The sequence below is a fragment of the Leclercia sp. UBA5076 genome (genome assembly GCF_002416465.1).
Taxonomy (GTDB): Bacteria; Pseudomonadota; Gammaproteobacteria; order Enterobacterales; family Enterobacteriaceae; genus Enterobacter.
In genome coordinates this window covers 21,818-35,687 of record NZ_DIAO01000017.1, presented here as the reverse complement: position 1 = coordinate 35,687, position 13,870 = coordinate 21,818, and the positions used below count along the sequence as shown (strand labels likewise).

General features: G+C 53.9%; 15 protein-coding genes. 8 read left to right on the top strand and 7 right to left on the bottom strand.

All coding sequences use genetic code 11. The annotated features are described in order from the left end of the window. Positions 1–114: 114 nt before the first annotated feature. The 3 genes from dcuR to B3X29_RS16865 form a co-directional block, all read right to left on the bottom strand. Positions 115–840: a two-component system response regulator DcuR gene (gene dcuR, locus B3X29_RS16875; protein WP_103180167.1), complete on the bottom strand. Its 726-nt coding sequence runs from the start codon at positions 838–840 to the stop codon at positions 115–117. Next, a complete protein-coding gene (locus tag B3X29_RS16870) occupies positions 837–2,450 on the bottom strand; it encodes a sensor histidine kinase (protein ID WP_156654839.1) in 1,614 nt (537 codons plus the stop codon). The genes dcuR and B3X29_RS16870 overlap by 4 nt, the downstream gene beginning before the upstream one ends. Before the next feature lie 134 nt (positions 2,451–2,584). Next, positions 2,585–3,658: a porin gene (locus B3X29_RS16865; RefSeq protein WP_103180165.1), complete on the bottom strand. Its 1,074-nt coding sequence runs from the start codon at positions 3,656–3,658 to the stop codon at positions 2,585–2,587. A 626-nt stretch (positions 3,659–4,284) separates the two neighbouring features. On the opposite strand from B3X29_RS16865, the gene drpB reads away from it, so the two are divergent. The 4 genes from drpB to B3X29_RS16845 are packed head-to-tail and all read left to right on the top strand — an operon-like array spanning position 4,285 to position 7,249. Further along, entirely contained in the window at positions 4,285–4,557 is a 273-nt protein-coding gene (gene drpB, locus B3X29_RS16860; protein ID WP_156654838.1) for a cell division protein DrpB, read from the top strand. 41 nt (positions 4,558–4,598) lie between these two features. After that, the gene (locus tag B3X29_RS16855) at positions 4,599–5,294 is read left to right on the top strand and encodes a phosphohydrolase (RefSeq protein WP_103180163.1); all 696 of its coding nucleotides are present in this window, start codon (positions 4,599–4,601) and stop codon (positions 5,292–5,294) included. A 49-nt stretch (positions 5,295–5,343) separates the two neighbouring features. Next, positions 5,344–6,774 carry a DNA cytosine methyltransferase gene (locus B3X29_RS16850; RefSeq protein ID WP_168192028.1) on the top strand — a complete coding sequence of 477 codons (1,431 nt, stop codon included), beginning with the start codon at positions 5,344–5,346 and terminating at the stop codon, positions 6,772–6,774. Continuing rightward, entirely contained in the window at positions 6,758–7,249 is a 492-nt protein-coding gene (locus B3X29_RS16845; RefSeq protein WP_103180161.1) for a very short patch repair endonuclease, read from the top strand. The genes B3X29_RS16850 and B3X29_RS16845 overlap by 17 nt, the downstream gene beginning before the upstream one ends. Here the strand turns inward: B3X29_RS16845 and yedA are convergent. Next, the gene (gene yedA, locus B3X29_RS16840) at positions 7,221–8,135 is read right to left on the bottom strand and encodes a drug/metabolite exporter YedA (RefSeq protein WP_156654837.1); all 915 of its coding nucleotides are present in this window, start codon (positions 8,133–8,135) and stop codon (positions 7,221–7,223) included. The two genes, B3X29_RS16845 and yedA, sit on opposite strands and share 29 nt — an antisense overlap. Before the next feature lie 177 nt (positions 8,136–8,312). Here yedA and B3X29_RS16835 point away from each other — a divergent pair, with 177 nt between their 5' ends. From B3X29_RS16835 to dgcQ, 3 genes are all read left to right on the top strand, one after another. Then, entirely contained in the window at positions 8,313–9,230 is a 918-nt protein-coding gene (locus tag B3X29_RS16835; protein ID WP_156654836.1) for a DUF808 domain-containing protein, read from the top strand. A 78-nt stretch (positions 9,231–9,308) separates the two neighbouring features. Then, the gene (locus B3X29_RS16830) at positions 9,309–9,491 is read left to right on the top strand and encodes a YodC family protein (RefSeq protein WP_159339547.1); all 183 of its coding nucleotides are present in this window, start codon (positions 9,309–9,311) and stop codon (positions 9,489–9,491) included. A 126-nt stretch (positions 9,492–9,617) separates the two neighbouring features. Then, positions 9,618–11,291 (top strand): cellulose biosynthesis regulator diguanylate cyclase DgcQ, encoded by a 1,674-nt coding sequence (gene dgcQ, locus B3X29_RS16825; protein ID WP_159339546.1) that lies wholly within the window; start codon positions 9,618–9,620, stop codon positions 11,289–11,291. On the opposite strand, the gene B3X29_RS16820 is transcribed toward dgcQ, so the two are convergent. Together B3X29_RS16820 and yodD are read right to left on the bottom strand one after the other, a co-directional pair. Then, positions 11,273–12,085 carry a mannosyl-3-phosphoglycerate phosphatase-related protein gene (locus B3X29_RS16820; RefSeq protein WP_159339545.1) on the bottom strand — a complete coding sequence of 271 codons (813 nt, stop codon included), beginning with the start codon at positions 12,083–12,085 and terminating at the stop codon, positions 11,273–11,275. The two genes, dgcQ and B3X29_RS16820, sit on opposite strands and share 19 nt — an antisense overlap. Before the next feature lie 299 nt (positions 12,086–12,384). Next, complete coding sequence (yodD, locus tag B3X29_RS16815; protein WP_103822455.1) at positions 12,385–12,612, bottom strand: YodD family peroxide/acid resistance protein; 228 nt, start codon at positions 12,610–12,612, stop codon at positions 12,385–12,387. A 127-nt stretch (positions 12,613–12,739) separates the two neighbouring features. Here yodD and dsrB point away from each other — a divergent pair, with 127 nt between their 5' ends. After that, positions 12,740–12,928, top strand: coding sequence for a protein DsrB (gene dsrB / locus B3X29_RS16810; RefSeq protein WP_180209824.1), 189 nt, complete (start codon positions 12,740–12,742; stop codon positions 12,926–12,928). A gap of 91 nt (positions 12,929–13,019) precedes the next feature. On the opposite strand, the gene rcsA is transcribed toward dsrB, so the two are convergent. Beyond that, a complete protein-coding gene (gene rcsA / locus B3X29_RS16805; protein WP_159339544.1) occupies positions 13,020–13,643 on the bottom strand; it encodes a transcriptional regulator RcsA in 624 nt (207 codons plus the stop codon). Between the last annotated feature and the right edge of the window lie 227 nt (positions 13,644–13,870).

Here is a 13,870-nt window from a genome sequence, read left to right as displayed (position 1 = left end):
TTACGCTGGCTACCTTATCATTCCACTTATGTGGAGTAATAGCCCTTTACTGCCTCAAGACAATATATGTGAGCTAAATCAGGATGTTTATCGGAAGAGGTTGAAGTGCATTCATTACTCCTGGTGGCAATACTGTCTGAGCAGGGCAATCTGCTCGGGCCGCAGGCGATAGCGATAGACCGGTCGGCCGGTCGCGCCGTAGTGAATGCTGGTGTGCAAAATGTTGACCTGCGCCAGCCAAATCAGGTATTTGCGGCAGGATACCCGCGAGATATTAACTGCGCCAGCCAGTTCGTCGGTGGAGAACTCCGTTTCCGGATGCGCATCAATCCACAGGCATAGCGTTCGCAGCGTCTGCGGGGTTAACCCTTTTGGCAGACGGCGGCTGTCTGCCAGCGCCGGCGCACCGCCACGCAGAAGCCGGTCAACATCAGCCTGGTCATAATACTGATGCGCTTCCATCAGCTGCTTTTTTTCGCGCCAGCCCTTTAGTGCCTCTTCGAAACGCGGGAACTGAAACGGTTTGATCAGATAGTCCACCACACCATAGTGCATGGCGACCTGAATAGTGGCACCATCAGAGGCCGAGGTAATCATAATGACGTCTGTTTTGCGCCCGGATGCCCGGATAACCGGCAGCAGGCTCAGGCCATTATCGCGCTGCATATAGACATCCAGCAGGATCAGGTCAACCTGCCGGGCAGGGGAGTGAAGTATGGCCCCGGCTTCTGCCAGGGAAGTGGCTACGCCGCAGCAGCAAAAACCCTCAACCCGATTGACGTACTGGCGGTTAAGATCGGCCACCATGGCATCGTCATCAACAATTAAAACATGTATCACGCGCTATTCCTTTCACTCTCCCAGGGGAGTTGCACAAAAAACTGGGTAAACACGCCCGGTTCCGATTCAACGACGATCTCTCCGCCCAGATCCTCGATCTGCTGACGGGCCAGGTATAATCCCACCCCCCGGTTCTCCCCTTTGGTAGAAAACCCTTTGCTAAAAATGGCGTGCAGATGTTCCGGGGCGATGCCCGGACCATCGTCGCTCACCTCGGCGCTAAGCCAGCCCTGCTGATAGTGCAGCAGCAGACCGATTTCGCCCTCGGGCTGCCCAGTCATAGCATCAAGCGCATTTTCAATCAGATTACCCAGCACGGTAATCAGCCCGGCGACCTGCTGCGCATTGGGATTATCCGGCACCTGACTGGCATCGGAGAGCGTCAGGCGAAACCCTGTCTCTCTGGCGCGATTGATTTTACCCAGCAGAAATCCTGCGACCACCGGCGATTTGATGTTGCGCTGTAGCGTGCCGACATCGGTCTGCCAGGCGTTGGCGGTCGACAGAACATACTCTTCCAGTCTGGCATAGTGCTTCATATGCAGCAGCCCAAGTATCACATGCAGCTTGTTCATAAACTCATGGGAGTGGCTGCGCAGCGCATCCAGATAGTTCACCATACCGTCCAGCCGTTGCAGGAGCTGGCTAATCTCCGTCTTATCACGAAACGTCGTGATGGCGCCCATCAGCTGATTATCGCTCCTGACGGGCAAGGTATTGCAGAGCAACAACCTGCCGTGGCAGTTGAGCTCCTGGTCCTGGCGAGCCATGCCGCTACGCAGCACCTCGCGCAGATTCGCCAGCAGCGGTTCCTCGTGCAGGGCCTTGCTGCTGGCGCTGATATTCAGGATCTGGCGGGCGGCGTGGTTGACCATCGTTACACGCCCCTGCTGATCCACGGCGATCACCCCTTCGCGCAGGGAGTGCAGCATCGCCTGACGTTGTTCGAGCAGGGCTGAGATTTGATAAGGCTCCAGCCCAAACAGAATGCGCTTCAGCATCCGCACCAGTCCCCAGGCGCCGAGCGCGCCCAGCAGCGCGCTGAACAGCACCAGCCAGATGGCGTCCCAGCGATTGCGGGCGATCTGCTGCTCTACTTTATTCAGTGAGATCCCCACGGCAACGACACCAATTTGCTGGTGGTGCGCGTTATACACCGGAGTGAACACGCGCAGCGCCTCGTCGAGTACGCCGTGATTGATGGCGACATTCTCTTTATCCTCCAGCGCAGGCCGCAGATCGGCCCCAATAAAAGCTTTGCCGAGCAGGGCGCTGTTAGGATGGGAATAGCGGATCCCCTGCATATTGGTGACAACGGCAAACAGCAGATTATTACGCTGCATCACTGCCATAGCGACAGGCTGAATAATGTTGCTGTCCGGCGGGAAGGATAAGCCGCGGATCACCTCCGGGCTGTCGGCCAGGGTTCTGGCGACGGCGAGAGCGGTATCCCGCACACCATCACGGGTGGCGCGGGTGATTTGGGCAAAGTAGAGAACAAAAATCACCAGTAATATTGCGCCCGTTACACCGTACACCATCAGCGTGACCAGCGTGTTCAGTTTCATTGGGCGCTTGTGCGTGGGGGGAAGGGGCGGCAAATCGCGCATTGAAACTCCGGTCAAGAGGGAAAGGGGGGCATTATCGCTGATGGGCGGGATTTGTAAAAGCGATGTAAAACTGGTGGCGACAGAAAGTAAAAAGCCCGCTTTGCAGCGGGCTTAAGAGCGTTTGGCGATCTCAATCAGAACTGGTAAACGATACCCATCGCGAACTGGTCATCAGCATGCGCGCCAGTAATACCCGCTTCGTCTTCATCCAGCAGGTTGAATTTATAGGCGGTATAAACGTTCATGTTTTTGTTGAAGTAGTACCAGGTACCCAGTTCAACATAGTTCACCAGATCGGCATCAACGCCGCCATGACCGTTACGTGCATACAGGTCTTTGCCCTGGGAGTAGACGTAGCCCAGAGAAGGACGCAGGCCGAAATCGAACTGGTACTGGACCACGGCTTCGACGTTGCGGGTTTTGTTAGCGAAACCCGCATCTCCCGCCCAGGTCATGTTACGGGTTTCACCGTACATCACCGCAGCATAGAGGTTGTTGGCATCATACTTCGCTGCCAGTGACCAGATTTCTGCGGTATCGCCGTAGCCGTCAGCAGTCTGCTTGTTGGTACGGTCAGACTTACCGTATACACCCACGAAGCCGAAGCCATCAAAGTTGTAGGCCAGAGAAGTGCTGTAGCCGTCACCGTTGGCTTTTTTCATCTGACGATCGTTGTTTTTACCCTGGTACTGGAGGGCAAAATCCAGACCCTCAACGGCACCAAAGAAGTCGCTGTTGCGATAGGTCGCCACGCCGGTTGTGCGGCCAGTCATGAAGTTATCGGTGTGAACCCAGGAGTCGCCACCCCATTCCACCAGCATATCGGTGTATGCACCTGCATCGTACGCCACGCCGTAGTTACGGCCATAGTCGAACGAACCATAGTCACCGAATTTCAGGCCTGCGAACGCCAGACGGGTGCTCTCATCCTGCTCGCCTTCCGGAGTGCTGGCGTTCAGGTTGTATTCAAACTGGCCATAACCGGTCAACTGGTCGTTGATCTGCGTTTCGCCTTTGATACCGAAACGGGCATAGGAGGTATCGGCATTCTCGCTGTTGCTATCATCGGTCTTGTCCCAGATACGCTCACCGACCATTTTTCCGTACAGATCGAATTTATTGCCGTCCTTGTTGAAAATCTCCGCCGCATTAGCCGCGCCAGCGCATAATAAAACAGGGACAAGAACTGCCAGAACTTTTCTTTTCATTATATATTCCTTTGTATGTATTTTCTTCATGAATATACGTAAGCCCCTCCGGGTTACGGAGGTAATACTATTTCAGTGCAGGTTTTTTCTGTTTAAAAATAAATGTAACAGAATTATTTAGAGTATTTCAAAATATTAATATAAGTGTCTTTATATGTTTATTTTATACGTTTAAGACAAGCATATACGGTGATTATTGATTTTTATATCAGTTAGTTATTGATGGTTTGGATTTATTAGGTTGCTTTATGTTTTCAGGACGGGAAAAAGTAATAAAAAAGCCCGATAATATTATCGGGCGAAGATAAGGGTAATTTAAGGGTGTTTAATCATGAAACGACAAAAAAGCTCATAACCTCTTTATCATTACATAATTATAAGCTTTAGAAAACAGGTTTATCGGAATGCTGAGAGCAATATAATTGATCTCCTGCTGACCTCTCATTAGCGCGTAAGCGAAGCCGCGTAATAAACAGGCACGCTTAAAAATTGCTTAAGATCAACTTAACGCAAATCGGCAGCATAAAATCTGCTCAGGAGAGTGCATTAAATAGAAAAATGTGATTTATTTCACATTTTATATTATTGATGTGAATGTAGTGGTGCTGCTGCGCTGAGAGGAGAACATGGCAAAGAAAAACGAACGCAGCCTGGGCGGCAAACTGGCATTGTGGGTATTTTACGCCTTTTGCGGCTACTTTCTCTGGGCGATGGCGCGCTATGTATGGGTCATCAGTAAAGTCAGCTCGGTATCAGGTTCGCTGATTCAAAGCGATCCCGGCTCGACAGCCGGCAAGTGGCTGGGCGCCCTGTGCGGCTTTCTGGTATTGAGTGTTGTGGGGGCGATCCTCGGCGGCATTGCCTGGTATACCCGGCCGCGTGATATGTCAGATCGGTAAATAGTTGCTATTGTACAGCTTTTCACTTTATGGAAAGCGCTATGGAACTTGTGCAGTGGCAGCAACGCTTTGAAAACTGGCTGACGGCGCATTACGCCAGCGAGGATACCGCCCATGATATCTCCCATTTCCGTCGTGTCTGGAACACCGCTAAACGCCTGATGGCTGACCAGCCGGTCGATGCGCTGGCGATCCTGGCCGCCTGTTATTTTCACGATATTGTCAGTCTGCCAAAAAATCATCCGCAGCGAGGCCGCTCGTCGCAGCTTGCAGCGGAAAAAACGATCGCGATCCTGCGCGAGGACTTTGCCGATTTCCCGCCCCCACGCTACCCCGCCGTTCAGCATGCGATTGAAGCGCACAGTTTCAGTGCCGGGATCCCGCCGCGCACGCTGGAAGCGAAAATCGTGCAGGATGCTGACAGACTGGAAGCCCTGGGTGCTATTGGTCTGGCACGCGTGTTTGCCGTCTCTGGCGCGCTGGGTGTGCCGCTTTTCGACCCGGAAGATCCCTTTGCCGATGAGCGCGAGCTGAACGACCGCGCCTTTGCGCTTGACCATTTTCAGACCAAATTGCTGCGCCTGCCGCAGACGATGCAAACCGCCGCCGGGCGTGAGCTGGCGCGTCAGAGCGCTGATTTTTTAATCCAGTTTATGGCCCGGCTGAGTGCCGAACTACGCGGTGATTACGAAGGCACCGACAGTGCGGTGTTACAGCGTTTCCGGGAAAGTCTGTAAAGGCTTTCTGTGTTACTCTCTTTTAACCCCTTTTGGTCCGGTTAAATGTATGCAGGAAAATGTATCAGTGACGGAGTCCGCGTTTTTGCTGGCAGAAAAATCAACGGCGTCAGTGCAGGCGTTATTGTGCCAACTGCTGGAAATTTACGATGCCAGAACGCTGGCGCATCTGCTGAATGCTCAGGGCGAGAGCCACTGGAGCCCGGCAATCATTAAGCGGCTGGTGACCAGTGAGCGGGCAGGGCGTCGTCTCAGCGACGGCGAATATAGCGTCTTGCAAAATCTGCTGCCTCGTCCGCCAGCCTGTCATCCTCACTATGCTTTCCGTTTTGTCGATCTCTTCGCCGGGATCGGCGGCATCCGCCACGGCTTTGAGGCGATTGGCGGGCAGTGCGTGTTTACCAGCGAATGGAATAAACACGCGGTGCGTACCTATAAAGCCAACTGGTATTGCGATCCTGACGCGCATCAGTTCAACGAGGACATTCGCGAAGTGACGCTCAGCCACCAGAGCGGTGTGACGGACGAAGAGGCGGCGCAGCACATTCGTGACAACATTCCTGCCCATGACGTCCTGCTCGCGGGCTTCCCGTGCCAGCCGTTTTCCCTGGCGGGGGTATCAAAAAAGAACGCGCTGGGCCGCGCGCACGGCTTTGCCTGCGATACCCAGGGAACCCTCTTCTTCGATGTGGCGCGCATTATTGATGCCCGCCGCCCGGCCATCTTCGTCCTTGAAAACGTCAAAAACCTGAAGAGCCACGACGGGGGCAAAACGTTCCGCATCATCATGCAGACCCTGGATGAACTGGGATATGACGTGGCGGATGCCGCTGACAGCGGCCCGGACGATCCTAAGATCGTTGACGGTAAACATTTTCTGCCGCAGCACCGCGAGCGCATTGTGCTGGTAGGCTTTCGTCGCGATCTCAACCTGTGTGGTAATTTTACGCTGCGGGATCTCCCGGGGCTGTGGCCGACCCGACGCCCGACCATTGCCGATCTGCTTGAGCCCGTGGTGGACGCCAAATTCATTCTCACCCCGGTGCTGTGGAAATATCTTTATCGCTATGCCAAAAAGCATCAGGCGAAGGGCAACGGTTTTGGTTTCGGCATGGTCGATCCTACCAACCCACACAGCGTCGCCCGCACGCTGTCGGCACGCTATTACAAAGATGGCGCCGAGATCCTCATCGACAGAGGCTGGGATAAAGCCCTTGGCGAGCGCGATTTCGATGATGCCGAAAACCAGCGCCACCGTCCGCGCCGTTTGACGCCGCGGGAGTGCGCGCGATTGATGGGATTTGAAACCCCTCAGGGCTACGGCTTCCGCATTCCGGTATCAGATACTCAGGCCTATCGCCAGTTTGGTAATTCGGTGGTCGTGCCAGCTTTTGCAGCTGTTGCCCGGTTGCTGGAGTCGCGCATTTTGCAGGCAGTTGAGAAACGCAAGGCTGAGGCCGCGAATGGCGGACGTTCATAATAAAGCCACCCGCAGTAAAAACATGCGCGCTATCGGCACGCGGGATACGGCTATCGAAAAACGGCTGGCCGGCCTGCTTACGGAGGTCGGTTTTGAGTTTCGTGTGCAGGATGCCGCCCTTGCCGGACGGCCTGATTTTGTCATCGACAGCCATACGTGTGTGATCTTTACCCACGGCTGTTTCTGGCATCGTCACGACTGCTATCTGTTTAAAGTCCCGGCGACCAGAACCGATTTCTGGCTGGAAAAAATTGGCAAGAATGTCGCGCGTGATGCACGAGATATCGCTGTGTTGCAGGAGCAGGGCTGGCGGGTGCTGGTGGTGTGGGAGTGTGCGCTGCGCGGCAAAATGAAGCTCGATGACAGGGCGCTCACGGAGCGGCTGGAAGAGTGGATCTGCAGCGGCGGTAACGCCGCGCAGATCGACACGCAGGGCATTCGCCCGCTTACGGTTTCTCAGCCTGACAAGAGGTAACCACCGGTTTTGCCGGCAGCAGGTACTTGCCGAGCGTCACCAGCACCACCGCCATAATAATAATCCCCAGCGCCAGCCACTCTGTCGCCGAGAGCGATTCCCCGCCAAGACCCGTGCCCAACAGGACGGCCACTACTGGATTGACATAGGCATAGCTGGTGGCGACCGCCGGTGAGACATTGCGGATCAGAAACATATAGGCGTTAATCGCGATCACCGAACCGAAAATCGCCAGATAGCCCACCGCCAGCCACCCTGAGAGGTCGGGTAGGGCGGTCATTTTCTCCCCCGACAGCAGGGACGCTGCCAGCAGTACGATCCCGGCGGTGACCATCTCAATGGCGCCGGCCATCATGCCGGAGGGCAATTCAATGCGCGAGCCGTAAACCGAACCAAACGCCCAGCTCATCGAGCCAATCAGGATCAACACCGCTCCCCACGGATTACCGCTGAGGTTACCACCGCTGTTAAGCAGAATAATGCCCACCATCCCGATGGCGATCCCCAGCCACTCCAGCTTGCGCGTTTTGATGCCAAAAAGACGGCTGAAGCAGAGGGTGAACAGCGGAACGGTGGCCACCACCACCGCGGCGATACCGGACGGCACATTCTGATGCTCGGCGACGGTGACAAAGCCATTGCCCACCGCCAGCAGCAGGACGCCAATCAGGGCGGCATTGAGCAACGGACGCAGCGGCGGCAGCCTATGGCCGCGCAGGAGCAGAAACGCCAGCAGCAGCGTACCCGCCGAGAGGAACCGCACCCCCGCCATCAGCAGAGGGGGCCAGCTTTCCACCCCAATGCGGATCACGAAGTAGGTGGAGCCCCAGATGATATAGAGCGCAAACAGGGCGCCCGCTAATGGTAAGACTTGCCTGAAACGCATACTCCCTCACGGCGAATTAAAAAGGTCGCATATAGTTAACGTGAAAACTATCACGCTGGCGAGTCCTTTAATTGTGTCGTTGATGTGAATAATTTGTTGACATATACGGGGTGGTTTCGAGGTTTGCGGTTTTACTCCATACTGTTGTGGTAATTAACAAAAAGAAGGAACCTTATTTTGGCGGGAAGTAGCTTATTAACTCTGCTGGATGATATCGCCACGCTGCTGGACGATATTTCACTGATGGGAAAACTGGCGGCGAAAAAGACCGCAGGCGTGCTGGGTGACGATTTGTCGCTAAACGCCCAACAGGTGACGGGCGTGCGTGCCAACCGGGAACTGCCCGTGGTCTGGGCCGTGGCGAAGGGATCGTTGCTCAATAAAGTGATCCTCGTGCCGCTGGCGCTATTGATCAGCGCCTTTATTCCGTGGGCCATTACGCCGTTGCTGATGATCGGCGGGGCGTTTCTCTGTTTTGAAGGGGCGGAGAAAATCCTCCACTCCCTGGCATCACGTAAAGATAAGGAGAAGGAGTCTCCGGCCGCGCGGCAACAGCGTCTGGAAGCGCTGGCAGCAAAGGATCCTGTCGCGTTCGAGCGCGATAAGGTGAAGGGGGCTGTTCGCACCGACTTTATTCTGTCGGCGGAAATTGTCGCCATCACTCTGGGTATCGTGGCGGATGCGCCGCTGCTGAATCAGGTGCTGGTGCTCTCGGGGATCGCCGTTCTGGTGACCATTGGGGTTTACGGTCTGGTAGGGCTCATCGTCAAACTGGACGATATCGGCTACTGGCTAAACGAAAAGCGCAATGCGCTGGCGAAGGCCACAGGCAAAGCGCTGCTGGTGATTGCGCCCTGGCTAATGAAGTCGTTATCGGTGATTGGCACCCTGGCGATGTTCCTGGTCGGCGGCGGGATTGTGGTGCACGGTATTGCGCCGCTGCATCATGCCATTGAACACTTTGCAGAAGCGCAAGCATCTGTTATTGCAGCCATTTTGCCAACCTTACTCAACCTGGTGCTCGGCTTTATCATTGGCCTTATCGTTGTGGCAGTCGTGAAAGTTGTGGAAAAAATGCGAGGGCACTCACATTAATAGGTTGAAGCTATACCAGGCATAACTGTTATTCCTCGACTAAATTGATACAGTTTCACACTGATAAAGGAGGCGGTTATGGTCTTTCTGGTCAGCGATGAAGTTAAGCCTAAAAATGGCGGCCCACGTATGGTCGTCACCGGCTATGCAAGCGGAATGGTGGAATGTCGCTGGTACGACGGTTACGGCATCAAGCAGGAAGCGTTTCGTGAAGATGAGCTTCAGCATGGTGATGGCACCCGGCGACAGGACAAGGCTTAAGTCACGCTACGCCCGGCACTGCCGGGCGTTTTTGTACGTTATAATCGCGCCAACCGCAGTAGCATTGCAAAATCAGCCAGGCTTTGACGTCATGCAGATGGCGAAGGTGGCCTTCACGGAGTAGGTGTGGAGCACGATATCGTTTCAGGAAAAGACGCTTTTACGGCACGACATCGCTTTCATCCGGGCCGGGTTGTTAACATCTGCTTTATTGTCGTCCTCATCTTCTCCACGCTGTTGACCTGGCGTGAAGCCGTGGTGCTGGAGGATGCGTACGCGGCCAGCCAGAAAAATCATCTGGAGACGGTGGCCAATTCACTGGATCGCCAGCTTGAGTTCAGCGTGGAAAAGCTGCTGTTCTTTCGCAACGGCATGCGCGACGCCCTTGAAACGCCCCTCGCATCCCCACTGCTGCGTAATACTGTCGACCACTTTAACGATCTGCAGGGCAAGCCCTCCTGGCAGCTGACCTTCGATGTGCGTCGCACCTTACCCTTGAACGGTGTTTCTGATGCCTTTGTACGGCAAACCACCAGCCTGTCACGTGATGATGAACGGATTGAAAGAGAGTTGAGCGCCGCGTTTGAAATGGGCTATTTGCTGCGCATCGACTCTCCGGCAGCACACGCCAGGCGCGTGGTCTATGTTTCCCGCGCCGGGTTTTACGTCTCAACCGATCCCACCGACTGGGGAGGTGACATTATCTCCCGTTACTATCATTTGGTCACACGTCCGTGGTACACCGGGCAGTCGGAGCGTGAGAACCGGGCCCGAAGCGTGCGCTGGTTTACGCATGGGGCAGACGATCGCACCGTTACCGTCAGCGTACCGGTCGATTACCAACGCTACTGGTACGGCGCGCTGGCGTTAGAGTTTACGCTCCCGGGGCTGAAGAAACTGCTGCAGGATGCAGTAGACGGCAATGGTGAAGGTGAGTTCCAGCTCTATGATAAAGGCTTTAATCTGCTCGCCACGTCGGAGAATATTGCGGACAACGTGAATCATTTTGACGAGCGCGAGCGGGCGCAAATTGCCGCTGCTCTGGAAAAAGATACCGAAGGGGATATCCGTCTGGGGAGCCGCTACGTCAACTGGCATCATCTGGATCATTTTAATGGCCTTGTGCTGCGCATCCACACCCTGAGGGAAGGGGCGAACGGTGATTTCGGCAGCATTACTATCGCGCTGGCGCTGCTGTGGCTGCTCTTTACCGCGATGCTGGTGGGCTCATGGTTTGTGATCCGCCGGATGGTCAGCAATATGTACCGCCTGCAACACTCGCTGCAGTGGCAGGCCTGGCACGATCCGCTGACCCGGATAAATAACCGTGGCGCGCTGTTTGAGCGGGCAAAAGCGCTGGCGAAGCGGTGTGAACAGCAAAATCAGCCCTACTCGGTGATGCAGATGGATCTTGACCATTTCAAACGGGTTAACGACAGGTTTGGTCACCAGGCGGGGGATAAAGTGCTGACGCATGCGGCTGGCTTAATTACCCGCACGATAAGGGACACCGATGTTGCCGGACGTGTCGGCGGAGAAGAGTTCTGTGTAGTGTTACCGGACACCGGGCCGGAACAGGCGATGGCAATTGCCGAGCGGATCCGCGAGCGCATCAATCGTCGGGAAATCCTGGTGAAAAAAAGCCAGACGACGCGCGTCAGCGTGTCGATTGGCGTCAGCAGCGCAGAGGAGAGCGGTAACTACGATTTTGAACAGCTACAGTCCATCGCCGACGCCCGGCTTTACCAGGCGAAGCAGCGAGGACGCAACCAGGTGGTGGGTCAGGACGAGAAGAAGTGATCCAGCGCTTCACGCCAGCCAGCAGGACCAGGCTGGTGGGTGTGGTAAACCCGCGCCGGATCGTCGTTTTTGAGCGTAATTCCCTGGCGATTGATGCCTTTAACCACCACCGCGAAATCGACGCTATCCAGCAGCGGCGCGTCGTTTGGCCCGTCACCCAGACCGAGGGTAGTGGGAAGCGCGCCTTCGCGCTGCAGGTATTGCTCGTTGAGCCAGTTAATCGCCTGATCCTTACCGCCGCGCTCATCAAGAATGTGCCAGAACCGTGCGCCCTGAACATACTTCAACCCCAGCGCGGTCAGCGCATCTTCAAACGCAGCCATTCTTTCATCGCTGTCGCGCCAGATGAGCGTCACCGAGGCTTCATGCAGTTTCGCCAGCCTCGCACGGGCATAATTAAGACCGGTCCACTCACTAATAACCCGCTCGTCCACGTCATCGAAGGTGGTGAATTTGTAACCCTCCCGGGCGCGCAATTGATTGATGATGTTAACGATATTGGCATGGGGAGCGCCATTGATTAACCGTGGGGCGTTGGGATGGTCATCCCAGCGGACATCCAGCTGGATCACCGCGCCATTTTCGGCAATAAAGGGCAAGCCCTCCAGCCCCAGATCGCTCTGGATCTCCAGCATCTCCGCCGCGGTTTTGCTGCTGCAGAGGATCACCGGGATCTGATGGTCCTGTAAGGTATCCAGCCAGCCAAGAGCGGGCTGCCAGTCATAGGTGTGAATATCCAGCAATGTGCCGTCCAGATCGCTATAGATAAGCAGCGGATCGTCGAGTGAAGGCATAGCATCTCCCCTAACAGATGAAGGTCTTTTATAAGAATTTTCTTAAAATAAAATTCTGCAAAACGGTTATCTTATGGAACCGATCCCGCGCACCCCACGGCTGACGCCTGTTGGGCAACTATAATCAACATTTTAATTGCACAGGGAAACTATAAATATGAAGAATATTTCCTTGTCTTGCAAAAAAATTGCAGATAATGTTTACGCGACATCAGATTTCCTGGTGTAACGAATTTACAAGTGCTTCTTGCATGAGCAAGTTTGATCCCGGTCACCCCATGACCGGGATTTTTTTCGCCTCAGCGATTCACCTCTGTGACGCTGAAATCATGGATATCCAGCTCAAAGGCTTCAGCCAGCTCGCGCCAGGTATGGTAATCCCGATCGTTAACCCGTACCCGGGTAGGGTCATCCTCTATGCGCTGTACTTCGCTCTCGCTGATTTCATTGATCGCGGCGAGCAAGGCATCCACATCAACATTCACTTCCCGTTTAGCCGTTTCGCTGTACTCTTTTTCGGTCTTCATTGCGTACTCCTCGTTTACCCTTTACAGCTTTAAGTATAGACCGCCGATAAAAGCGGCAAACGCGCAGCAACACGCTGCCAGTTTTCACGTTTTGTTCTACACTGGCTCAAAACCAGAGGAGGATTTTATGAACGTCAACGATCGGGTAACCGTCAAAACCGACGGCGGGCCGCGTCGCCCGGGTGTGGTACTGGCAGTTGAGCAGTTTAATGAAGGCACGATGTATCTGGTCTCGCTGGAGGACTACCCGCTCGGGATCTGGTTCTTTAACGAGCTTGGCCACCCTGACGGGATTTTTGTTGAGAGCGTGGAGTAACATGCGTGTCGGCTGACGCGGGCTGGCGCGGCCGAAATGAAAAATCTCTGGCATAGCCAGAGATCGGTTTACGTGGCAAAAAGGGAAGGGGTTAACGCAGATTAACGTAAATTCCGTTGGTCACATTGTCGGTCAGGCGAACGACATGATAGATCACTTGCTTATTATGCGTTTTAATCTTCCTTTTAATATTTCCTTTATGTGACGATACGGTTTTCGCCTTGATATTCATCTGGTCTGAAATCTGAATCGTTCCCTGTCCAGCCATCCACATTCGCAGCATGCTGGATTCAGTTCGGCTTAATGATAAAGTGGGAAAATTAAATTTCGCTACACTCTTTATCTCTTTGTTTAAATAATCCCCGATCAGTTCATCCAGCGATTCCGGCTTAATAGATTTCGAACTAATCAGAAGATTCTGACGCACCCGCAAATATTCATCGAAATGGATATTGGCTATAGCCATAAAAACAATAAACAGGGTGCCGGGATGCTGATTAATGATCTGCTTTATTTGCTGACTGTTGGTGGGATCGTGAATGAAACAGTCCTCATTAATAAACACCACACCTGGCGTAAGGGCGTCACATGCGGCGGCAAGTTCGTCAACCGTATGTACATCGTTGATCTCTTTTTTCTTTACCCCTCTGCTGGCCAGATACCCGGTTAACCCTAGCCGGGTGTAACTGCATAAATCCATAATGATCGTTGACATGGCATACCCTCACTCAATGCATAACGATAATTCACCACCTGCCTGAGAGCTCTTTAACAGCCAAACGGGATGGAAAAATAAATTACCTGTGAGCATTACAAGGACTTTCAGGCGAACTCACTATCCCGTAAAGTTACGTATAATTTGCCAGGAAACTTCTTAAAGTAAAGTAAATGTTGAATTATGTGAGGAGTATAAAAGCATTAAACCCGCTCCAGATATATCCT